The organism is Limosilactobacillus secaliphilus (genome assembly GCF_001437055.1).
Lineage (GTDB): Bacteria > Bacillota > Bacilli > Lactobacillales > Lactobacillaceae > Limosilactobacillus > Limosilactobacillus secaliphilus.
This window is the reverse complement of the sequence record NZ_JQBW01000009.1, coordinates 108,208-130,340: the sequence shown is the minus strand read 5'-3', so window position 1 is coordinate 130,340 and position 22,133 is coordinate 108,208. Positions and strand designations below refer to the sequence as shown.

The following is a 22,133-nucleotide window of genomic DNA, read 5'->3' as shown; positions in this document are numbered from 1 at the left end:
TAATTACGATTAAGGACGCAGCCGGTTGATCATCCGCGGGAATGGAATGTTTTGACGAATGTGGTCCTGCAGGGTGACCCAAGCTAAGAACCGTTCCAGTCCCATCCCGAAACCAGAGTGCGGAACTGAACCGTACTTACGCAGGTCATCGTACCAACCGTAATCCTTCTTGCTCAAGCCGTTTTCTTCCAGCTTGTTGGTGATGTATTCATAGTCGTATGAACGTTCTGAACCACCAATGATTTCACCATAGCCTTCAGGAGCCAGCAGGTCGGCACAGATAACCTGGCGATCATCTTCAGGGTCCGTTGGCATGTAGAAGGCCTTGATTTCCCGTGGGTAGTTCTTGATGAAGACTGGCTTCTTGAATTGGTCAGCCAGGAACGTTTCTTCTGGTGAACCAAAGTCATCGCCGTATTGAACGTCCAAACCACCCTTTTGCAGCATTTCGATGGCCTTCTTGTAAGTTACCCGTGGGTATGGCAATTCGGTGAATGGCTTCAAGCTTTCAACGGAACGGCCAACCATTTCCAATTCCTTGGCACAGTGGTCAATCAGGTCTTGGATCAGGTAAGCAACGTATTGCTCTTGAATCTGTTCACTCTCTTCTTCATGGCACCAAGCCATTTCAGGTTCGATCATCCAGAATTCGGTCATGTGACGACGGGTCTTGGACTTTTCAGCACGGAAGGTTGGGCCCATGGTGTAGATCCGCCGCAGTGCCATACAACCAGCTTCACCATACAATTGACCAGATTGTGACAGGAAAGCATCCGTGTCAAAGTACTTAACATCGAACAGGTCCGTGGTGCCTTCTGGAGCAGATGAAGTCAGAATTGGTGCATCAAACTGAGTGAAGCCATGCTTGTCAAAGAATTCCATCGTGGCCAGCTTTACCCGACTCCGAATGCGCATCAATGCCCAAGGCTTGCGTGAACGTAACCACAGATGACGGTGGTCCAGCAGGAATTCAATCCCATGTTCCTTGTTACCAATCGGGTAATCGTCACTCTTGCCGACAATCTTGATGTCGCTCAGCTGAATTTCGTAGCCTGACTTGGAACGCTTATCTTCGTCAATGGTCCCGGTAACTACCATACTGGTTTCCAGGTGAATATCGTGACGAGCCAATTCAAAGACTTCTTCAGATACCTGGTTCTTCTTCAAAATGCCTTGGAAGAAGCCGGTACCGTCACGCAGCTGCAAGAAGGCAATCTTCCCGCTAGACCGCTTGTCAGTTAACCAAACACCCAACTGAACTTCTTTACCAACATAATCTTTGGCTTGACTAATCGTAATCTGGTCCATTTTTAAGTCCCCCATCATATTAATTTGGAACGCAAAATAAAAAGCCTTCCGTCCCCTGCTTCTGGGACGAAAGGCTTCTTTCCGCGGTGCCACCCAAATTATCCGAATAATCGGATCTCTTAGTGAGTACAAACTATACTCATCCGACGATAACGTGTCGGTGACGGCTAAGTCTACTTTGGAATAACCATTTGGGTTAGCAACTGGAAAGGGTTTTTCAACGAGGCAGGGTCTGCTAAGCTCGCACTATCCTTAGCTCACTGGACGAATTACCAACGTTTACTCGTCTTTCTTATCGTTTTTTAATCTACAATCACTATTCTAGCCGTTCTTTAGTTTAAGTCAAGCACTGGCTGCAGAATTCTTGCAAACAAATTAGTTAACGGGCTCAATACATGCATAACATCAAGTCGGTTGGTTGACCGATTTTACTTATCGTCAATTTCTTCATCGGTCTTCAAGACGGCCATGAACGCTTCGAATAGTATTACTAATATTAACCGCGATTAATAAATATTAATCGGATCTAACATGTTATTTTTAGCTTTAATTAATAGAAAGAATTAATTTTCAACACGATTAGCTAAGATTAAGCTGATTGTTTCCTCGTTGAAATGAGGTGGTAATTTTGTGGTAAAAAACCGGTGCAAACCATTACACTTTGCACCGGTTTTTGTTTTCTACTTTGATGGTAATTTGGCCACCACTTCTCACGTATGATTTTAGGTACAAAAAAAGAGCGCCTATTAAGCGCCCCAACCGGTTCGACAACAAGTAGCTAACTTGAGGTCATTTTGCACGCCGGCATTATCTTCTTGTACTTAATATTATAACACACCAGTTTCATGATACAATGATTAATGCACGCCGGGTTAGCTACCCGAATTTGTGCACGTTGGGAGGTGTCCCAATTGTTGCATTGGTGCATTATTCTTCTTGTTGTGCCTAGTAAGCACATAAAACAATTAATTAAGTGGTTACTCAAGTAGTAATCCGAGCGCTAGCTTCGGTTAGCGCTTTTTTTAATATTGACTAATCTGTACTACTGAGTTATTTAATTATGTGCAACTTTAATGATTTCGGTTTATCTTCTTGATTTAGATTAGCAAAGTCCGGACTTATTAATGCACTTAACTCGTCATTAGGCAATTTCATTTTTGCTTTTAATCCCTGTTTTGATAATACATTATTATTAATAATTAGTTTACATACTGCGTCATATAGATCTGGTGTTTCTAAAGGAATACTATCATCTAAAGGCTCAGATTTTCTCCAATGATTATATGAAAGCTTTTTATTCAAATATAGATATTGATTTTCATTTAGTAATTTCACTTTATGCGCTTTCATAATTAAAGCAGATATAGAAACTTTCCAATATTTTTTTAGCTCAATAAACCCTTCCATACTAGTCGATACCACCGACCTAATAAATGCTTGATCCGGAAGAAGTAAGTTACTGGCAAAAACATTTGCCTGATTTTCAAGCTTATTCATATCTGTGTTGGACAGTTCATAAATGCTTTCAATATTAGAATGAAGCAAAATATGACCTAATTCATGTGCAATGTTAAACCTTCTTCGAACATCAGATTCCCTATTATCTGTCAATAAAATAAACGGTCTATCGGCTATCCATTTAGACACAGCATCTATCTTTTTCTCTTGTAAATTGGCTTGAGATATAATAATGCCATTAGCTTCAACTAGCTTAGTTAAATTGTTAATGGGCTCTTCATTATCAAGGCCCCATTTTTTTCGAGTTAATAGTGCCATTTTCTTTATTTTTTCATTTGTTATATTTCTTAGATTCTCTTCAAGTGGAGCGGGAATATTAACAATCGGAAAATTAACATAGTCTGATAATACATCGTAAATACTATTCGAATATATTAACCTTACTTTTTGCATGTCTCTAGCTTTTTTTGTTGATGAGGCACGGCTTTTAAAAAAAGTACCTTCTGAGCTTAAAGGGCTCATTTTAGTATTGAAGTAAGTAATTGGGAAATTTAATATTTTGCTTAATTTTAATAAATTTTTACCTCGGGGCACACTCTTCCCAGATTCATAAGAGGATATAGTTTGACGCGAAATTCCACTCTTTTCCGATAAAAGCTTCATAGTAAACCCTCTTGCAATACGTGCATACGTTAGATTTTGAGGATCAAATAGCATTTCCCCCGTTTGAGTCATTATTATTCCTCCTAATCTGGCTTGCCTTTTCTGTCAATGACAGTTTGAATTTATCGTTGACTTGTTTTTCTTTGTTACTACTAATTAAGGTGGGTTTCCCTTTAATTGGTACTAAATCAATCCAATTTCTATCTTCAAAATCAGGAATCCCAAGCATAACATAATCTAACTTATAATTTACTCCACCATAAGTCAACAGCATGAAAGGCGCTTTATCATTATTAAAATGACGTTGCTCGTCAAATAAACTCATTTGATAATTTAATAAACTTCCCTTATCTCTATAAATTGCTTTTCTAGGAAAAGACCCCTTCGACTGGCTTTTAACTGGAGTAATATGTGCACCGGGTACCTTTAACATTTTATATGTGTAACTGTTTTTTCTATCTGGATTCACTTTTTTTGTTTCGATAATACAATCGTGATCTAATTCACCAAATACACTTTCAATAGCAACATCAACAAAAGCATTCCTAAGATAGCCATAGCTTTTTCGAGCTTCATCTTTTTGCAGAATAGGCACAGTCTTTATTGTATCGTCAAGCTGTTTATATGCCTTTTCAATAGCTAACGACAGTAATCCTGGCACTTCCAAGGGACAATGATTTTTTAAATAGTTTTCTAACATCTGAATCCTCTTTTCTTGGTTAATTGATGTTAACATTTTACCTTTTTTTGTAAAAAATGTAAAGTTTAAACCAATGCTCACCAGTTCATGTCGCACTCAGCTACAATATCCGACAAGGTGTTTCCTAATTGGACTGCGTAAGTGCATTTTACTGGGTGACCTGGCAACTTAACTGGAGCTTTTTTCGGCTGGGCGGCCTTTTAGTATAACGCAAAAAAAGCCAGTCCTTTGGGGCTGGCCAACACTTTATTTAACTATGATCAAAGATGTGCCATCAGATTGGCTTTCTACCTTAACACACTTTGCCTTAAACTGTTGTTCAATGTTACCACCAAGCACGGGAATGTCTGGTGCTTTAAATGGTTTAAACCAATAGTCAACATAGTGACCCTCACCGTTTTCAGCATCAGAATATCTCATAATTATTTGTAACTGCCGACCACATAAGTCAGCACTGTACTTAAATCCTGAAGAGAATCCACTATGCTGGCTGTTAAAAATGTCCTTGTTAGCAGTCCCTACGTCTGCACGATCACTCAGCTTAACCGTTGCTCGTTGTAGTTCTTTCCTATTTAGTTTTAGTACGTCGTACAAAATCATAAAGGTATTGTATTTACAAATCGAACGGTCAGAAGCATACCAACCGGAGACAACTAATTGGCCATTGTGAATTGCCATGTTGTCTAGCCAACTAGCTGATTTGTCAAATCTATAGGCTATATTGTAGTCGTAGCAATTGCCATTGCCGCCGCATCATCAGAGTATCTAAAGATAATTGTACAGGCTTGATTGGCCATAGCTGATGTATAAGGTAAAGTACCAACGAACCCTAACCTATCACCATTAGGATCTATGCACATCTGGTCAATTAACTAAATCAACCCTAACACGACAATATTCTTGCCCTGTTTTTTCATTAATTACAATGATATAAGTATATGGCTTGCCTTGGGCCCGCTGACCGCCAAACCAACCAGTTACGGTAAACTCTTTACCGTTACGTCAAAATACCCGCCTGAGATAATTTTATCTGCCATTGTGAACACCCCCGTAAAATCTACTGAACCATCGACACCCCAGCCAAAAAGGTTATCAGTATACTGCCAAGCGTCGGTATGTGTTGAAATGCTTGGAAAATAATTGTAGTCAGGTTCTGAAACGGCACCCCCATGTGTGGGTAAGCAGCTAACCAGAAATGAGCACCTGTTACTTGATAAATTGCCTCGTAATTCCATAACTGATTCATACCAGAGTATGAGTAGAACACTGGCACATAACCGGATTGCTTGATAACCTGGCAAAAAGCAATACATGCTTGCGTGTTACTACTTTGCCCAACCATGCCGCAACTCGTAGTCTAAGACTAGTGGTGATCCATTGGGTAAATTCATTGCATGCGCGGTGCTGACGGCATAATTGGCTTCTTGCTGAGCTAAATCAGCATTACCAACGAAACGAGCAAAATGGTAGCCGGACACTTTTAACCCTACAGCCTTAATAGCTGCAATTTGCGTTTCACCGTAGGGGTTACGATAACTTGTCCCTTCTGACAACTTAACAATGCCACCTTGAATGTCATGTTGCTTTGCATTCTGCCACCATGATGCTGCTTGTGCCTGTGCTTGATATCCAGACACGTCAATGGCTTTAAATACCACTCCAGTCTGCATACCCTCAGTTGGCTTGACAATTGGTGTTAAATTGCTTTTTTCATAAGCTAACTGAACGGCTGTTTGAATAGTTCCCTCCGTTGCACTTAAGCCCTTAGCGTCCAGGCTATGTCGTACTTGTGAAGTAGCTGCCTTAAATTTATCATGACCTGTGATATCAGTGCGGCTGACTAGCGAAGTCACAACAGTGTCGGCCAGGCCTTCAATCAAATTGATTAATTCTTTTTCCTGTACCGTTTTAGCTTGTTGCTTCTTCTGCTCTAGCACTGGCCGAATATACATCCAAGCAAATGCTGAGACAGCGAAGAACACCCCTGTAGACAATGAGTAATTCCAAATTTCACTTACGATTTTCATGTTGCCTCTCCTTTTTTAATTTTTCCCTTAGTTCTTTATTCTGCTCCCTTAATCGGTCATTCTCGGTTGGCTGACTTCGCTTATCCAAGCAACGATAATCGAACCGAGAGTGGTGATTAAGGTCGCTAGTATTTGATCGCTCACCTCGTCTCACCCTTTCAAAATTACTGTTAGAACGATTCGTAATAGTACGAATAATGAATACATACTAGGTACGCTTAGCAAGTTACCCCGCATTTGATCGTGAATTACAAAACCACATAAAAAAAGCAGCCACACAAACGTGAGCGAAGCTGTCATGATAGCTTTGTAATGAAAGTACTGAACATTCCATAGCGTATATACCATAGTGATTGTGCCAACTACTCCTAGTAAGAAGATAAATGGCGGATCGTCCAGCATATCAAGCACACTGTTGGGCGGTGGTGTGAAATTGCCTGTACTATGAGTTGCGATAAAATATGCTGCTAATCCGTAAGTCTCTAGTGCTGAAACAAACCATAAATAATTGTGACGTAAATTATTCAACAAATATGTCATCTCCTTTTAAGGAGAAAATAAAAACGCCCTGAGAAGGACGTTTTTATTTTCGATTAACTTAATATTTAACATTCTTAAGTTCTTCAACAGTTTTATCTCTCATATCATAATATGCTTGTAATGACTCTTTACCCTTATTACGAACATATTTAGCCATTTCGCTAGCCTGTTCTGGCCTCTTAAATTCATCTTTTTCTAGTTTAGTTAAGATGGCCATTAAACTTACTCCTGTATTTTCTTTGCTTAAGAATGGGTCGTCAATAAAATCATCAATGTTCATTTTAAAATCATCCATTTTGAAAAACACATCCGTTTTAGGATCGTTTCCTATTTCTTGTATAAGTTTAAAAATATTAGTAATAAGATTACCATGCCACTGTGAATACATGTTTTTCAGTAAGATCTTTGCTTTTTGCTGATACTGATCTAACTCTTCTATTTTTTCTAAAGAATATTCATTTGCTATTTCGTCTTTTGTTTCTTCTTTCATACGCTTAATTTGCTTATCAGATAAACGCCATTGAAGGATTCCAAAAAAACCAGCAATAGTTATAGATATAGTAAGTACTATTCCAATAATCCAAAAATAAAAAGTATTTTGCCTATTTATTTCTTGATATAAATCATTATATAAATTACTTTGAGTCATTAGTAGTAAATTCATTAAATATATCCCCTCAATTACCAAAGATATATTAATCCTACAACGTAGATTGCTAAAATTACAAACAGTATTACTGCAATTTCCCAAGGATTATAAATTGCTATATTGTCTCCTAACAGCCGCCCAAAATAAAGGGGCTGTGACATAAGTCCCTATTATGTACTGTGTGTTTCATAGGCGACAATTTATAAGCTGTTCAGCTATTTTACTGATGAAGGATCTACTGTAAGATGAGTTAGTCCAGTATCATCATCTTGTACTAACCGTGGGAAAGGCTTCTCGTCAGTGACACGAATATAATTGTAATTTACTGGGCCCAAGCCACCTAGCTGAATAGCAGAAACTTGATTTGAATCATACTCTTTGAGAACACAACAAACCAATTGTTGATGATCTTATATGCAATATCTTCGTAATGATTGCCTCCAGTATCAACTAGGCTGGCGGTTCCATTATTCAACTCAACAGTTAAAAGACAGTTGTTAATATGTGCATCTGAGATTTTTAGAACAACCTGTCCAAACATGCTCTCTTTAATCGGGATTCTAGCAATTTCTACATACTTACCATCCATCCCGTTTGCTTCGATGTTATACGTTTGATCATACCTCATAATCATGTTCGGTAGATAGTTCCTATAATAGTCTTCAGCATTTTGCTCTTCAGGAACAGTAATTAAGAGCCTGTTAATGCGAACATGGCTTGGATCAAGCAAGGAAGTAATAGATACAAACTTAGGCACAAATATGTAGCCGCCCGTTATTTCAACATGGTCGCTCTTCTTCACCTAAAAAAAGCCGCTCCAACTAATTTTATCCTTAATACTATTAAGCGAATCATCATATAAATAGATAAAATTATTCGCAGAAATATATGAGTTACCATCAGTAAGATAGTGCAAACCGCACGGTGTCAGTATATAGGTTTGCAAAAAATACTTTAGACTTGTGAAGCTCAGCTCCCCGTGATCTTGCTTAAGAATCTTTATCATTAGGCCCTGCCCAAATATGAATATTAGTTGCATAGAAAAGGCAGTAAACTGCAAAAATACCACTTGAAAACCCCATTGACCAAAAATTAGAAAGCATTTCATCTGTGCCTGTTAAGTAGTAAAACCCCTTACTACTATATTTTGCACCAGCACTATTGACAAAAACATTATCAATGACAGATGCCCTCGAACCTGGTCGATCTATCTTGATACCACACGCGTTCTTAATGCCATCAACGTAGATGTCATTGAGGCGTGTTACATATTTGCCATTGTCAGTAATCCCATTCTCATTGTCATTTAGGTGTAGGTTAAGCTTTGAGATATTGTTGAATCACCATGATTCCAGATTAATGATTTTGTGCTGTCTCCTGTGATACCACTTTGAATCGTGGTTAATCCTTTTTCATCTTTAGACATGCCTGCTGGGCCAACTTCACCATATAGATTGTGATAGATATCTAACTGTTCGCTAGCGAGATATTTACCAGCAGGAAAGTACAGTACGTGAATCTTCGTTTGCTCATTGACTAATTTAGAACAATCTTGGGTACCATCATTCTTCACGCCAAAAGTTAAGACATCGACAGGTTCACTTCCATAAAGTAACTCAGCAAACAAACCGTTATTCAGCTTTTCACTATAATTCGCCGACTCATTTGAAGTGATTACATACCCGGCTCCTCCTCCGTCATTAATCGTGTAGTACCCTGCAGTTTTCACATACATGCCAGCACCTAAGGTCTGATCAGATAGCAGCTCATCAACCATTCCGTAGGTATGCTTATACCCTGTACTCAATTTTAGTGCCAGACGATTTTCGAGTTGCTTTGCTGCCTCTTCAGTAAACAGATGATCGTTCTTAATTTTGTCTTGCAGAGCTGCCATCTGGGATTGTAAATCAGTCAGCATAGTAGTCGTATCAACTGCTGGTTCAAGTCTTTTAGCAGAGCATCTACTTTAGCCTCAAACTCATCAACGACATCTTGCATGGACTTCTTAGCATTCCTTAAATCCTCTTCCGCAGTAGTAATGGCTTTTTCAAGCTTACCAATATAGAAGTCACAGGCAATGCCCATTCTTGCATTACCAGCTAAAACCTTGAACCAAATATCGACACCAGAATAACGATTACCTTTGTCATCAATCAAGCCAAGGTAGCCTTTAAAGATACCTTCTTTAGGGAACATCTGCTCTGGAAAATAGTAGGTAACTTGACCGGCTGGACCACAATCCTCTGGTTCCCCTACTGAATATACAACACTAGCATCATCAGCCATTTTCAGATTGTCATTTTTATCAAACGAGTAGTTACCAACTAAACCGTCAATAACCGGCTTGTACGCTCCATTCACATTCATTAGTTGACCTTGACGATACCAATCCACTGGTAGTCCAAAGTTGTTGTCGCCAACCCGTCTCTTTACATAAGGGGTAAGGTCGAAGAGCTGAACTCCCTCTTTGGCAATATCAATTGCAAAGTGGTAGAAGCTACCGCCGTTGCTATGTTTAATTTGTACTGGCATTTTGTACCTCCTTTTTTTAATTAATCGTTACTGTTGTAATTGGATCATCGTCTACACCATCGGTATCGTTAAATTCAACCGCCGCTGGTTGACTTGCTTTAATGTCGTCTGATGGATCAGTGACAGTAACTTTTTCAAAGCCAAAAAGAAGCTTCTCAATCTTTTCGATCCGTTTTTCGTGATCTGCATTATCAGGCTGCAGCTGCCTTACCTGCTTTTGAAGTTCACTAACTTGCTGATTAACCAGTTTTATTTGTTCTTGCAACTGACTGCTTTCTTTCTCAATAATCTTAAAGTTTTCCGCTAGCTGTTTTCGCAGATTTTGCCCATCTCCGGTCGTCAAATCCGTTGTATGTAACTTAATCACGCATCAAAACCACCTTTCTATATAAAAAGAGGAATCGCATATTACGACTCCTCTTTTTCTTTAATCAAATCGCCTTCATTATCAAATTAAATTTTCCAGATCGTCCCATTTGGTGACTTAATCTTGAAGCCATCAAACACAAGTTCACTGATCCGATCAGCATCTGTCTCTTGATGGTAATGTCGACCTTCTGTTCCCTCCTGGACAATCCGGGTCTTGCCATTATCTGGTGAGTAGCCTATGCCATATTCACCGGTTTTATTGTCATACATTGGCACATCAATAATCACTCGTTTAGTGATCATATTGGAATCGTCATTTTTCATTCTTATGATCTTCCTTTTGAGGAACTTGAATCGTAGGAATATCATCACCTGTAACTGGTGCTGGTGTAGCTGTTTCTGGCTTTCTAGGCGCCTTATGCAAAGCTACATTAGCAGAGCTTTCACGTCTGTCCCACTCATTAATTCCAAATATTTTATTACCAAAAGTTATCGAACTAGTGTGCGTTGTGCTTCTATCTAGATACTTAGTAAAACTTTGAATTCTAACGTTAACATCAACGCCGTATCGATCACGCAGATAACCATAATTACCCACAGTAATGTCGTTTTTGATGCCACATGACAGACTGTCCTTAAACGTGATCCCGTCTGTTGTGTACTGTACATCTGGATAATCATGAATTTGCTTTTTCAGCGCTTGTTTTAGAGTTCCTTCATCAGTAATCATGTCACTACTAAACGGATCAGCCCAAATTTTACCCCATTTATCATCAGCTGCCATTGTGCTATCGTATTCACCCTGACAAGTATATTTTGCCTGCTGATTAGTAGAATCGGCATCTGAATTAGTACTGTCGGTGGCTGAATTATCCTTGCTACTATCACCGCTGACTTTGGCGGCCATAGCAGCATTACGTACACCGAAAGCGGGAGGCCATGAATTAATCGACTGAATTATTGTTCCTTGTTCAGGATTAGCCGCCATCTCCATAGTGTTGCTATCCAGAGCTAAAGCGACGTGGTAGGTATTACCACGAGCACCCCAGAAGAGCATGTCACCTTCCTGATATGGTGGACCAACGACTTGGCCTTGAAACTCTTCATAGGTGGTTGGTTGATGCATTGGGATACCAAAATGATTGTAAACATAAGCGACAAACCCTGAGCAGTCCCAACCACTGTGCGTGTTACCACCCCACACGTATGGCCGGCCAACAAATTGGCGCGCAAATGAAGCAACAGCACCATTACCACCACTTGCACCACTATCAGTTTGCTCAATCTGTTTGCCAGTTCCTTTGATTGCAGTCGTGATAGTCGTGTAATCTTCCGTTTCTTGAATTTTGGAAGTATAAACGAGATCATAAGCCACTGTCCAAACATTCTGTAGAAATCATTCTAATGGTTATTAAAGAATCACTCAAATATGCAGTTTATCCTCTACAGGTATTGAATAGTTCACCAGCTATGTACATCAAAATGCCGAAGATTGACGAGCCAGCGAAGACACGCGAAGACTTAAAGATTATCACAGTCAAACAGTTTTCACAGATTGTCGATTATTTTGGAAGAGATAGCGCCGAAATTGTCCCCTTCTTCATTGCATTTTATACCGGAATGCGTCGCGGTGAAGTTTGTGGATTAAGTTGGAACAATGTTGACCTCATTAATAGAGAGATTAACGTCGTGGAGCAAATGAAGCAATTCGGTGCACATGACATCCGCATCGGTAAGTTGAAAACTGCAGCTAGTCGTCGAACAATCCCGATTGGTAACGCATTAGTTTCTATACTAAAAAAGCAGCGTCTCCAGCAAAGCAAAAATCGGCTTCGTTATGGAAAACGCTACTTTGAATCACAACTTGTCTGCACCAAGTCAAACGGCAAACCTATTACGCCAAACTCAGTCAAATACTTAAGCTCATTAGTTCACAGCAAATTAGGTTTTCCATTTAACTTCCATTCGCTTAGGCATACTCATGCAACCTTGTTACTTGAAGCAGGTGCTACGCCAAAAGAAGTGCAAGTTCGTTTGGGCCACTCAAAGATTGAAACAACAATGAATACTTACATTCATATTACCAGCAGTAAAAAGAAAGAAACTGCTGATCTCTTTGAAAGTATAGCCAAAATCTAATTCCTTCCCTGAATCTCATGAAGAAGCTTAAAACCATCCCTGATGACCTTCCCTGAATTTAATTGTTCAGGGAAAATTCAGGGAAAACGGCAAGAAAATTGGTATAGCTATAATGCAAGTAATAAGGTGATTGCCGCTATTACAGCATTATTTATCGTCAATTTCTTCATCGGTCTTCAAGACGGCCATGAACGCTTCCTGAGGGATATCGACCTTACCAACGGCCTTCATCCGCTTCTTACCACGCTTCTGCTTTTCCAACAGCTTGGCACGCCGGTCTGGGTCCCCAGTGTGGATCCGGGCAGTAACATCCTTCCGGTAAGCCTTGATGTTGGTCCGGGCAATGATCTTTGAACCAATGGCAGCTTGAATTGGAATTTCGAAGTTCTGTCGTGGAATGATCTTCTTCAGCTTGCTGGCAATTTCACGACCACGTTCAGCCGCAAAATCCTTGTGGGTGATGAAACTCAAGGCATCAACTTTGTCCCCGTTCAGCAGGATATCGATCTTAACCAACGAGGAAGCACGGTAGTCAGCCAATTCATAGTCCAATGAAGCGTAACCACGGGTGCTCGATTTCAGTTTATCAAAGAAGTCATAGATGATTTCCGCCAGCGGAATATGATAGATCACATCCACCCGCGTGTCACTCAGATATTCCATGGTATCAAACTGCCCCCGCTTACGTTGACACAGCTCCATCACCGGACCGACGTAATCATTAGGTACCATGATCGATGCCTTAACGTAGGGTTCCTTAATATCCTTGATTTCGGAAGCATCCGGCATATCTGACGGGTTCTCGACTTCCTTCATCGAACCATCATGCAAGTCAACATGATAAGTAACTGATGGTGCCGTCGTGATCAGGTCCAAGTCGAATTCCCGCTCCAGTCGTTCCTGAACCACATCCATGTGGAGCATTCCTAAGAAGCCACAACGGAAACCGAAGCCTAATGCTTGTGATGATTCGGGTTCAAAGGTCAATGCGGCATCGTTTAATTGCAACTTTTCCAACGCGTCCCGCAGATCGTTGAACTTGGCATTATCGGTTGGATACAAACCAGCATAAACCATTGGCTGCATCTTCCGGTAACCCTTCAACGGCTCCTTAGTCGGGTGATCGGCACTGGTGACCGTATCACCGACCCGGGTATCCTTGATGTCCTTAATGGCGGCGGTAATGTAGCCAACATCACCCGCCATCAGCAGGTCGCGGGCCAATGGCTTTGGTGAGTTGATGCCGACTTCTGCAACTTCATATTCAGTCCCGCTGTTCATGAGCTTAATCCGGTCGCCCTTTTTGACGGTCCCTTCGAAAACGCGCACGCTCAGAACCACGCCACGGTAATCATCGTACTTGGAATCGAAAATCAAAGCCTTCAACGGTGCCGTCAGATCGCCAGTCGGTGCAGGCACGTCTTTAACGATCTTTTCGAGGACTTCAGGAACGCCTTGACCAGTTTTGGCACTGATGTCGACCGCTTCATCGGTATCCAGACCGATTTCGTCTTCGATCTGCTTCTTGGTCCCCTCTGGATCCGCCGATGGTAAGTCAATCTTGTTGATAACCGGCAAAATGGACAAGTCGTTGTCAAGTGCCAGGTAAACGTTGGCCAAGGTTTGGGCTTCAACCCCTTGGGTCGCGTCGACAACCAAGATGGCCCCTTCACAGGCAGCCAGTGACCGAGAGACTTCATAAGAAAAGTCCACGTGGCCTGGGGTGTCAATCAAGTGGAAAATATAGTCCTCGCCATCCTTGGCATGGTAGGTCAAGGCAACGGCGTTCAGCTTGATCGTAATCCCCCGTTCACGCTCCAGGGGCATGTCATCAAGCACCTGGTCCTTCATCTCCCGCTTGGAAATGGAATCGGTCAGTTCCAAAATCCGGTCGGCAAGGGTCGACTTACCGTGGTCGATATGGGCCACAATGGAGAAGTTACGGATGTGCTTCTGCCGTTCTTTTAGTTTATCTAAATCCATACGTCATTACTCGCTTTCGATGCATTCTGCTTTTTATTATAACAAGTTGTGCTGGTCTAAGTCATGATCAATGGCCCAAACCACAAAAAGGGCGTGACTTAGACAACTTTGTCATAGTCACGCTCTTGTTAACGTGCAATTGTGTTAATCCTTATCGTCAAAAGCATCCTTCAGCTTGTCAAAGAAGCCGTTCTTAATGCCCTTAACATTTTCACCGGAAGCCGCCGCAAATGCCATGATTGCTTCCCTTTGCTTCTTATTCATGTTGGTTGGGGTCTTAACATGGATCCGAACATGTTCGTCACCATTGCCCTTGCCATTCAGGCGCGGAACCCCTTTGCCACGCAGCCGGAAGTTCGTCTCTGACTGGGTGCCGGCGGGAACTTTAAGATCAACGTCGCCATGCACGGTCTGCACTTTGATCTTGTCACCCAATGCCGCCTGGGCAAAACTGATATCCTGGTCAACATAGATAGTGGTTCCGTCACGTTTGAAGGTCCGACTTGGGGTGACGTGGAAAAGCAAGTAGAGGTCACCATAAGGGCCACCGTTCTTACCAGCTTCACCTTGACCCTGCAGCCGCATCTGTTGACCATCATCAACACCGGCAGGAACCTTCACCTTCAACGCATGCCGTTCCTGTACATGGCCACTACCACCACAGTTGGCACACCGGTCTTCCGGCTTGATTTCTTTACCGGTCCCATGACAGTTTGGACAAGTTTCTTGTGATTGCATCATGCCCATCATGGTCCGACGTTGACGAACAATGTAGCCACGGCCGCCACATTCATGACAGGTTTGTGCTGACTTGCCCGGCCGTAAACCGCTGCCGTGACAGACATCACATTGGGCTTCCCGATTATATTTGATCTCGGTTTCCTTACCTTTGATGGCTTCCATAAACTTCAAAGTCATGGTGTACTGTAAGTCACGACCCTGTTGCGGAGCGCTGGGGTCCCGCCGTGCACGGCCGCCACCAAAAATATCACCAAAGATGTCACTGAAGTCACCGAAACCAGCTTGGCTAAAGCCTTGGCCGCCACCAAAGCCGCCAAAGCCTTGACCAGCACCAGCGTTCGGACCGGCCGAGCCAAATTGATCGTATTGGGCCCGCTTCTGTTTGTTTGACAGAACTTCATGGGCCTCATTGATTTTCTTGAATTTTTCTTCGGCACCAGGAGCGTGGTTAACATCCGGGTGGTACTTTGCCGCTAGTTTACGGTAAGCGCGATTGATCTCGTCTTCCGAGGCATCCTTGCTAACCCCGAGAATGTCATAATAATTTTCTTCAGCCATGTACATCCCTCATCTAGAAAATCTAAACCACAGTATAGCATTACTTTCTGCAAGCAACTAGCAGCGATTAACCCCACTCGCCTAAAAGCACAAATAGGTCGCTAGTCTTCAGCTTTCCGGATACTAGCGGCCATTTGTGTTTCATTGGTTGTCAATCAAGCATTGGTTTCATCAACCTGCTCAATTTTTTCAACCATTATTTTTTGTCATCGGGGTTAACTTCTTCAAAATCGCCGTCGACAGTGCTGCCGTCGCCGCCATTATTGGAGTTGTTATTGTTGTTATTGCCATTAGTTGGGCCAGCCTGTGGACCGCCTTGGGCACCACCTTGTTGTTGGTTACCCTGAGCCTGCTGGTAGAGCTTGACAGTCAAGTCTTGAACAATCTTGTTCAATGCATCCTTCTTGGACTTCATTTCATCAAGGTTGTTGTCATCCTTAGCCTTTTGCAGTGCCTTCTTAGCGTCCTCAGCCTTCTTGATTTCATCGTCGGAAACCTTGCCCTTGAGTTCCTTCAAGGTCTTATCAGTTTGGAAGAGCAGCTGATCAGTTTCGTTACGCAGATCGGCTTCTTCCTTCTTCTTCTTATCGGCATCGGCGTGTTCTTCGGCATCCTTCTTCATCCGTTCAATTTCTTCATCGGACAGACCTGAAGAAGACTTGATAGTGATGTTCTGCTTCTTGTGCGTACCCTGATCTTCGGCAGAAACGTTAACGATACCGTTCTTGTCGATATCAAAGGTAACCTTGATTTGCGGAACACCACGTGGTGCAGGCGGAATGTCCGTCAGTTGGAAGTTACCAAGCGTCTTGTCGTCGGCTGCCATTGGCCGTTCACCTTGCAGAACATGAATGTCTACGGCTGGTTGGTTATCAGCAGCAGTGGAGAAGATTTGACTCTTGGAAGTTGGAATGGTCGTGTTACGATCAATCAACTTGGTGAAGACGCCACCCATCGTTTCAATCCCTAAGGACAATGGGGTAACATCCAGCAATACGACATCCTTAACATCACCGGTCAGGACACCACCTTGAATAGCAGCACCTAAAGCAACGGCTTCGTCAGGGTTGATGGAGTGGTTAGGTTCCTTGCCAGTCAATTCCTTAACCATTTCCTGAACAGCTGGAATCCGCGTAGAACCACCGTTTAAGATGACTTCATCAATGTCACTAAATTGCAAGCCAGCATCCTTCATGGCGTTCATAACTGGCTGCTTCGTCTTTTCAACCAGGTCATTGGTCATCTGGTTGAACTTTGCCCGGGTCAAAGTCTTTTCCAAGTGCAGTGGGCCATTTTCACCAGAGGAGATGAATGGCAGACTGATTTGCGTTTCTTGAACACCGGACAGGTCCTTCTTAGCCTTTTCAGCAGCATCCTTCAGCCGTTGCAGAGCCATCTTGTCTTGTGACAGGTCAATGCCGTGTTCCTGCTTGAAGCCATCGATCAGCCAATCCATGATCTTCTGGTCGAAGTCATCCCCACCTAAGTGAGTATCACCGTTGGTTGACAGTACTTGGAAGACACCGTCACCTAATTGCAGGATGGAAACATCGAAGGTCCCACCACCAAGGTCGTAAACCAGAATCTTTTCATCCTTGTTCTTCTTGTCCAGACCATAAGCCAGAGAAGAAGCAGTTGGTTCGTTGATAATCCGCTTGACATCCAAGCCAGCAATCTTACCAGCGTCCTTGGTTGCTTGCCGCTGAGCGTCGTTGAAGTAAGCTGGCACCGTGATAACGGCCTTGTCAACCGTATCGCCAATGTAATCTTCAGCGTACTTCTTGATGTATTGCAGAATCATAGCGGAGATTTCTTGTGGCGTGTACTTCTTGCCTTCGATATCAACCGTGTAACCTGCTTCACCCATGTGCGACTTGATTGAAGTAATGGTGTTCGGGTTGGTGATTGCTTGCCGCTTGGCAACTTCACCAACTTGGGTTTCACCATTCTTAAAGGAAACAACTGATGGGGTCGTCCGGCCACCTTCAGGGTTAGTGATGATCTTTGGTTGATCACCTTCCATGACGGCGACAGCGGAGTTGGTAGTCCCTAAGTCAATTCCGATAATCTTATTGCTTGCCATTATGATATCCCTTCTTTTTATTGCTTTAATTCAAATTTATTGTGCAACGACGACCATTGCTGGACGTAACACCCGGTCCTTCATTTGGTAACCGGCTTGGAGTACCTTCACAACGGTGTCCTTCTTTTGATCACCACTAGCGGCAACTGTCTGCACCGCTTGTTGCGTGGTCGGATCAAAAGGCTTGTTCAAAGCATCGATTTCCGTAATGGAATGCTCCTTTAATGCGTGTTCCAGATGATCATGCACCATTTGGATACCCTTCTTTAATTGGGTACCATTTTCATCATGAACTTCAATGGCCAACGCCCGTTTCAGGTTATCTAAAACCGGCAGGATGCTGGTTGCTAATTCCTGGCCATCATACTTGGCCAACTGGGCGCGTTCCTTATTGAAACGTTTGGTCATATTTTGAATTTCGGCCTCGGCCCGCAAGAATTGGTTATCTTTGTCCTCAACTTGCTTCTTTAAGTCGGCAACTTGCTTTTGCAGCTTGGTGACTTGGTCGTCTTTAGGCTTTGCCTTGGTGGCATTTTCAGCCTTCTTTTCGACCTTCTTAGCTGCACTAGCGGTTGCCTGACTGGCACTTTCAGCCGCTTCTTTCTTTGCCATTTAATCCCTCCTATGAGCCATAGTAATGATGATAATAATCCAGCAGTCGCTTAGCTAGCTCCCGCCGAAAGGCATCGACAATTCCAATTGTCCGCGAGTAAGGCATCGCGGTCGGCCCCAGTACGGCGATAATTCCCTCACCATATTGGTCCACATCATACTTGGCGGTGATCAACGAATAATTGTTGAGCAAGTCGCTGTTAGCAATCTCATGCCCAATCTTCACGCTGATGCCGGTATCGCTAGCATCGGAGTTAATGATCGATGACAAGCGGTCCTTGGCATCCAAGAGTTCATACAATGCCTTAATCTCATCCGGTTGTTGGCTGCTTGAAAGTCCTAGAAGATTCAGGCGGCCACCAACAAAGAAGTGTTCGCGCTCGGCTTTCGTCAGCACGCTATCAAAAATATCCAAGAAGCCATCCGGACTCTGCATGTAGTTGGTCAACTGCACCGGAATATCCGTCTGCAGACGCTGCACAACTTCAACCAATGTCTTGCCAGCTAACTTATCGTTAACCATGCGGACAACGGCCTCAAGTGCTTCCGGATCCATTTCACGTGGAATCGTGAAGCTCTCGTTGGCAACTTCACCGGTATCGGTTACCAGAATGGCAATCACTTTATGGTTACCCAGTGGTACCAACCGAAAGCCGCTCAATCGGGCGTCTTTCTGCTCCGGCTTCAAAGTAAAAGCGGTGTAAGACGTCAATTTGGATAAGATATCCGCAGACCGGGAAACGATTTCGTCCAGCTCACGGAAATTGGTGCCCAGTGAATTCTGAATCACCACTAAATCATTTTCCGAAACACTGTTAGGATCCAGCAAGTGATCAACATAGTAACGGTAACCATTCTTAGAAGGTATCCGACCTGATGAGGAGTGTTCCTTCTTAACCAGGCCTTGGTGCTCTAAGACAGCCATTTCGTTACGAATCGTTGCCGACGAAACCTTCATCGGGAACTTGCCGGTCAAATGTTTAGATCCCACCGGTTGACCAGTTGCGGTGTACTGCCTTACAATCGCCTGCAGAATCGCTTCTTGTCGTTTTGTTAACATCTTTGATCACTTCCTTTTAGCACTCTTGATGGTTAAGTGCTAAGCACATTACTAATATAACAACCATCATGGTTAAAGTCAACAAAAGTCAAAGATTTCGGAGATTATTTTATGACTGAAGAAAAACACCGTTACGTCCAGCCACAGAATGTGCACGACGCTATGCAATTAATCCAACATCTATTCAACGAGTACCGTAATGCCCCGCTCACTCAGGAGTTGCTGGCCTACCACTTGAATTTGGTAAAACGCTTGCAATCAGACATTTTGCAAGCTGCCAAAGCCGAGGGTGATCCAAAACAATTGGCCGCTTTGCAATCGATGACCGCCATCATGCAGTCATGGTCGCCGATCCGCCTCGCTAATCGCCCCTTCCCAGGTAAAATGCGGCATTTCAAGCTCGATACCGGTCCAGCCATCCACTTCAAACGCAAAGTTCATAAAATTAATGGCGGCCACAATCATCGTGCCAGCCGCCACTAGAAAAAGGCCTTAGTTTGCTGTATCAAACAGCGAACTAAGGCCTTTTCAACTCAATTAAATTAATGTCTGTTTAATGGCCGGCATTAAGGCATCTGCAACGGCCGCGCCACCACGAGGGCTCAGGTGCATTCCATCACCGAAGTCCATTTGGGTTGCCAAGGCACTATCGGACTCGTTGGCCACTAATGGTGCCGTGTTAACGACAAATGGATGAGCTGACAGGCAGCGATTCAAGTTTTGCCTTAATCGATTGACCTGCTTTTCGGCATCCGTACGCGGTCCGTCAAACAAGCGGAACGGTGCAATCGTCGTGGTGATCAGTGACCCGATCTGCGAAAGCTTCATAAATCCTTGGCACATGTCAATCAGCTCTGCATTTTGCGTGTGTGCCTGTTCACTATACATTGGCAATAACAAGTCGTTGCTCCCGATCAACGCTACCCGCAAGTCAGGATTTCGTTTTGCATCCTTTAAACGGTGGAGCAAAGAATTACCGTAAGTAGCAAAGAGCGGACCATCTTGAGGTGCATCGTGCAACAGACGATTACCAGAAATTCCGGTGTTGATTGCCACCAACTGTTCCGGATACGCCTTGAGCAATTGGGAGAAAAGCTCCTGGGCAACCATTCCGGTCTCAGCCAGCGAATCACCCGTTAATTCCAGGTATTCTGGTGAGCGATCCGTCAAAACATTGAGTCCATCCAAACACACCCAACCATGGCGGGCATGCCAATTATCAGGCAACTGGGGTTGAAAATTCACACGACGCGAAATTGCGGCGTTCACCCAACCAGTGGCATAAGAACAGGCAAAATCAGCATAGGCCTGTTTGCGACTGGCAATCATCTGCACATACAAGGGCTGGCCAGCATGCACGGGGAATTCAACCGCATCGGAAGAAAAAAGATGACACCCGCGTTTTAAGGATAGTGACCATTGCCCCTGAAAGGTGACGGCAGAGGCATTGGTCATCGCCGGATTATCGGCCACCCTCACTGAATCGAAAACCAGATCCGACTTGCCATAGCGATTGCTGAAGAGCAACTGACACCGTTCACCACTCAAGAAAGGCGTTAATTTAACCAGTTGATTAAGTTGTGTGTACTTAAAGGGCAAGGAGGAAAAATCATGGGTCGCTTGTAAGTAAGCTAACTTGTAATCGGCCATGAAATTCCTCCCATCAAATTTAATTACTGTTCACGGGCTAACAACTTGATCACGTCGTCTTTAGGGATGCCCACAAAGTATTTGTTCAAGTCCACCGTCTGCAAAACCTTTTCAATCGCAGCTGGTGAATAAGTAATCCCCTTTAACGCCTGCTCCAAGTCGCTGACATCGCCAGTGCCAAAGAAGTCACCATAAATCTTCAGGTTGGCAATCTTCCCTTCTTTGACCAAGAACCGGGCATCAATCGTACCTGCATCAAAGTGCTGCCGCTTCTTAACGGTAAATTCCGGCGACTTTCCATAAACCCAATCCCAGTTCTTGTAGAGATCGTTTTCAATCTTGTCGATCGCCGCATTGTCAGCGTCAGTTAAATGATACTCGTTAGCTTGAGCATCTGCCAAGTCATCCACGCCATAAATGCGCTTGATAATCTCATCGCGGAACTGCTCAGTCGTTAAGTGCTGAAATTCCGGCTTCAAATATGGGCGCAGATTAGTTACCCGGGACCGGACCGACTTAATGCCCTTGGACTTAATCTTATCGGCTGGTACGTGCAGGGCGTCAGCTACCATTTCTGTATTTACATCATACATCAACGTCCCATGAGAGAAAGTCTTCCCGTTACGCGTGTACATTGCGTTGCCGGAGAACTTCTTCCCATCAATCACGATATCGTTTCTGCCAGTCACTTCGGCGCCAGTTGCTCCCATCTCGTGCAGGGCCTTAACAACTGGTTGAACCAAGTCTTTAAAATTGCCAAAGCGTACTTCATCTGCCGGTACAACGAAACTGAAACATAAGTTGCCCATATCTTGGAACATTGCACCCCCACCGGACAGACGCCGGGTAATGGTGATGCCGTGTTCCTTACAGAAATCGGCGTTAATTTCTTCGAGGGTGTTCTGGTTACGACCCACGATAATGCAATTATCTTCAATATAGAAAAGCATGAATGGCGGGGTCATCTGACCACTGTTCATTAAATACTGTTCGGTGGCTAAGTTGCGCCGAATGTCATGCGACTGCATCGCTAAATACTGCATTGATGTCCTTCTTTCCAC

Annotated in this window: 21 protein-coding genes and 1 other annotated feature; of the genes, 2 read left to right on the top strand and 19 right to left on the bottom strand. The window is 43.3% G+C overall.

Annotated elements, in window-relative coordinates:
• Window positions 1-9 precede the first annotated feature (9 nt).
• From asnS to IV45_RS04190, 12 genes are all read right to left on the bottom strand, one after another.
• A complete protein-coding gene (gene asnS / locus IV45_RS04260; RefSeq protein ID WP_057741003.1) occupies window positions 10-1,308 on the bottom strand; it encodes an asparagine--tRNA ligase in 1,299 nt (432 codons plus the stop codon).
• Between the two features lie 59 nt (window positions 1,309-1,367).
• Window positions 1,368-1,613: a binding site (T-box leader), on the bottom strand.
• Window positions 1,614-2,358: 745 nt separating this feature from the next.
• Entirely contained in the window at window positions 2,359-3,501 is a 1,143-nt protein-coding gene (locus IV45_RS04255; RefSeq protein WP_235807662.1) for a helix-turn-helix domain-containing protein, read from the bottom strand.
• Entirely contained in the window at window positions 3,473-4,129 is a 657-nt protein-coding gene (locus IV45_RS04250) for a hypothetical protein (protein WP_057741001.1), read from the bottom strand. Before IV45_RS04250 ends, IV45_RS04255 begins: the two co-directional genes overlap by 29 nt.
• Before the next feature lie 246 nt (window positions 4,130-4,375).
• Window positions 4,376-4,807 carry a hypothetical protein gene (locus tag IV45_RS08025; RefSeq protein ID WP_057740999.1) on the bottom strand — a complete coding sequence of 144 codons (432 nt, stop codon included), beginning with the start codon at window positions 4,805-4,807 and terminating at the stop codon, window positions 4,376-4,378.
• Window positions 4,808-5,454: 647 nt separating this feature from the next.
• The gene (locus tag IV45_RS08020) at window positions 5,455-6,156 is read right to left on the bottom strand and encodes a phage holin, LLH family (RefSeq protein WP_083487261.1); all 702 of its coding nucleotides are present in this window, start codon (window positions 6,154-6,156) and stop codon (window positions 5,455-5,457) included.
• Window positions 6,157-6,754: 598 nt separating this feature from the next.
• Window positions 6,755-7,360, bottom strand: a complete 606-nt coding sequence (locus IV45_RS04225) for a hypothetical protein (protein ID WP_057740993.1) — start codon at window positions 7,358-7,360, stop codon at window positions 6,755-6,757.
• Between the two features lie 325 nt (window positions 7,361-7,685).
• The gene (locus IV45_RS04220) at window positions 7,686-8,147 is read right to left on the bottom strand and encodes a hypothetical protein (protein WP_057740991.1); all 462 of its coding nucleotides are present in this window, start codon (window positions 8,145-8,147) and stop codon (window positions 7,686-7,688) included.
• Between the two features lie 504 nt (window positions 8,148-8,651).
• Entirely contained in the window at window positions 8,652-9,263 is a 612-nt protein-coding gene (locus tag IV45_RS04210) for a pectate lyase family protein (RefSeq protein ID WP_057740988.1), read from the bottom strand.
• Window positions 9,257-9,877, bottom strand: coding sequence for a ribosome-recycling factor (locus tag IV45_RS04205; protein WP_057740985.1), 621 nt, complete (start codon window positions 9,875-9,877; stop codon window positions 9,257-9,259). The genes IV45_RS04210 and IV45_RS04205 overlap by 7 nt, the downstream gene beginning before the upstream one ends.
• A 16-nt stretch (window positions 9,878-9,893) precedes the next feature.
• Window positions 9,894-10,244 (bottom strand): hypothetical protein, encoded by a 351-nt coding sequence (locus tag IV45_RS04200; protein WP_057740983.1) that lies wholly within the window; start codon window positions 10,242-10,244, stop codon window positions 9,894-9,896.
• An 86-nt stretch (window positions 10,245-10,330) separates the two neighbouring features.
• On the bottom strand, window positions 10,331-10,570 hold the full coding sequence (locus IV45_RS04195) for a hypothetical protein (protein WP_057740982.1): 240 nt from the start codon (window positions 10,568-10,570) through the stop codon (window positions 10,331-10,333).
• Window positions 10,560-11,621, bottom strand: coding sequence for a phage tail protein (locus tag IV45_RS04190; RefSeq protein ID WP_057740980.1), 1,062 nt, complete (start codon window positions 11,619-11,621; stop codon window positions 10,560-10,562). Before IV45_RS04190 ends, IV45_RS04195 begins: the two co-directional genes overlap by 11 nt.
• A 29-nt stretch (window positions 11,622-11,650) precedes the next feature.
• Between IV45_RS04190 and IV45_RS04185 the strand changes: the two genes are divergently transcribed.
• Window positions 11,651-12,385, top strand: coding sequence for a site-specific integrase (locus IV45_RS04185; RefSeq protein WP_057740978.1), 735 nt, complete (start codon window positions 11,651-11,653; stop codon window positions 12,383-12,385).
• Window positions 12,386-12,532: 147 nt separating this feature from the next.
• Here the strand turns inward: IV45_RS04185 and lepA are convergent, their stop codons facing one another.
• The 5 genes from lepA to hrcA all read right to left on the bottom strand — a co-directional run bounded on the left by lepA (window position 12,533) and on the right by hrcA (window position 19,422).
• Complete coding sequence (gene lepA / locus IV45_RS04180; RefSeq protein WP_057740976.1) at window positions 12,533-14,368, bottom strand: translation elongation factor 4; 1,836 nt, start codon at window positions 14,366-14,368, stop codon at window positions 12,533-12,535.
• 144 nt (window positions 14,369-14,512) lie between these two features.
• Window positions 14,513-15,667 carry a molecular chaperone DnaJ gene (gene dnaJ, locus IV45_RS04175; RefSeq protein ID WP_057740975.1) on the bottom strand — a complete coding sequence of 385 codons (1,155 nt, stop codon included), beginning with the start codon at window positions 15,665-15,667 and terminating at the stop codon, window positions 14,513-14,515.
• A gap of 196 nt (window positions 15,668-15,863) precedes the next feature.
• Window positions 15,864-17,750, bottom strand: a complete 1,887-nt coding sequence (dnaK, locus tag IV45_RS04170) for a molecular chaperone DnaK (protein ID WP_057740973.1) — start codon at window positions 17,748-17,750, stop codon at window positions 15,864-15,866.
• Window positions 17,751-17,786: 36 nt separating this feature from the next.
• A complete protein-coding gene (gene grpE / locus IV45_RS04165; RefSeq protein ID WP_057740972.1) occupies window positions 17,787-18,362 on the bottom strand; it encodes a nucleotide exchange factor GrpE in 576 nt (191 codons plus the stop codon).
• A 10-nt stretch (window positions 18,363-18,372) separates the two neighbouring features.
• A complete protein-coding gene (gene hrcA, locus IV45_RS04160; RefSeq protein ID WP_057740970.1) occupies window positions 18,373-19,422 on the bottom strand; it encodes a heat-inducible transcriptional repressor HrcA in 1,050 nt (349 codons plus the stop codon).
• A gap of 111 nt (window positions 19,423-19,533) precedes the next feature.
• Here hrcA and IV45_RS04155 point away from each other — a divergent pair, with 111 nt between their 5' ends.
• Window positions 19,534-19,905 carry a hypothetical protein gene (locus tag IV45_RS04155; RefSeq protein ID WP_057740968.1) on the top strand — a complete coding sequence of 124 codons (372 nt, stop codon included), beginning with the start codon at window positions 19,534-19,536 and terminating at the stop codon, window positions 19,903-19,905.
• Window positions 19,906-19,959: 54 nt separating this feature from the next.
• Here IV45_RS04155 and IV45_RS04150 read toward each other — a convergent pair whose 3' ends face one another.
• Both IV45_RS04150 and IV45_RS04145 read right to left on the bottom strand, forming a co-directional pair.
• Window positions 19,960-21,072: a GDSL-type esterase/lipase family protein gene (locus tag IV45_RS04150; RefSeq protein WP_057740967.1), complete on the bottom strand. Its 1,113-nt coding sequence runs from the start codon at window positions 21,070-21,072 to the stop codon at window positions 19,960-19,962.
• 23 nt (window positions 21,073-21,095) lie between these two features.
• Window positions 21,096-22,115, bottom strand: a complete 1,020-nt coding sequence (locus IV45_RS04145; protein ID WP_057740965.1) for a lipoate--protein ligase — start codon at window positions 22,113-22,115, stop codon at window positions 21,096-21,098.
• Between the last annotated feature and the right edge of the window lie 18 nt (window positions 22,116-22,133).

Excerpts from the sequence above, each read along its gene's own strand:
- IV45_RS04155 (WP_057740968.1), top strand. The coding sequence starts at position 19,534 with ATGACTGAAGAAAAACACCGTTACGTCCAGCCACAGAATGTGCACGAC.
- lepA (WP_057740976.1), bottom strand. The coding sequence starts at position 14,368 with ATGGATTTAGATAAACTAAAAGAACGGCAGAAGCACATCCGTAACTTC.
- grpE (WP_057740972.1), bottom strand. The coding sequence starts at position 18,362 with ATGGCAAAGAAAGAAGCGGCTGAAAGTGCCAGTCAGGCAACCGCTAGT.
- dnaJ (WP_057740975.1), bottom strand. The coding sequence starts at position 15,667 with ATGGCTGAAGAAAATTATTATGACATTCTCGGGGTTAGCAAGGATGCC.
- IV45_RS04255 (WP_235807662.1), bottom strand. The coding sequence starts at position 3,501 with ATGACTCAAACGGGGGAAATGCTATTTGATCCTCAAAATCTAACGTAT.
- asnS (WP_057741003.1), bottom strand. The coding sequence starts at position 1,308 with ATGGACCAGATTACGATTAGTCAAGCCAAAGATTATGTTGGTAAAGAA.
- IV45_RS04250 (WP_057741001.1), bottom strand. The coding sequence starts at position 4,129 with ATGTTAGAAAACTATTTAAAAAATCATTGTCCCTTGGAAGTGCCAGGA.
- IV45_RS04185 (WP_057740978.1), top strand. The coding sequence starts at position 11,651 with ATGGTTATTAAAGAATCACTCAAATATGCAGTTTATCCTCTACAGGTA.
- dnaK (WP_057740973.1), bottom strand. The coding sequence starts at position 17,750 with ATGGCAAGCAATAAGATTATCGGAATTGACTTAGGGACTACCAACTCC.
- IV45_RS04195 (WP_057740982.1), bottom strand. The coding sequence starts at position 10,570 with ATGAAAAATGACGATTCCAATATGATCACTAAACGAGTGATTATTGAT.
- IV45_RS08020 (WP_083487261.1), bottom strand. The coding sequence starts at position 6,156 with ATGAAAATCGTAAGTGAAATTTGGAATTACTCATTGTCTACAGGGGTG.
- IV45_RS04145 (WP_057740965.1), bottom strand. The coding sequence starts at position 22,115 with ATGCAGTATTTAGCGATGCAGTCGCATGACATTCGGCGCAACTTAGCC.
- IV45_RS04205 (WP_057740985.1), bottom strand. The coding sequence starts at position 9,877 with ATGCCAGTACAAATTAAACATAGCAACGGCGGTAGCTTCTACCACTTT.
- IV45_RS04210 (WP_057740988.1), bottom strand. The coding sequence starts at position 9,263 with ATGCTGACTGATTTACAATCCCAGATGGCAGCTCTGCAAGACAAAATT.
- IV45_RS08025 (WP_057740999.1), bottom strand. The coding sequence starts at position 4,807 with ATGGCAATTCACAATGGCCAATTAGTTGTCTCCGGTTGGTATGCTTCT.
- IV45_RS04150 (WP_057740967.1), bottom strand. The coding sequence starts at position 21,072 with ATGGCCGATTACAAGTTAGCTTACTTACAAGCGACCCATGATTTTTCC.
- hrcA (WP_057740970.1), bottom strand. The coding sequence starts at position 19,422 with ATGTTAACAAAACGACAAGAAGCGATTCTGCAGGCGATTGTAAGGCAG.
- IV45_RS04225 (WP_057740993.1), bottom strand. The coding sequence starts at position 7,360 with ATGAATTTACTACTAATGACTCAAAGTAATTTATATAATGATTTATAT.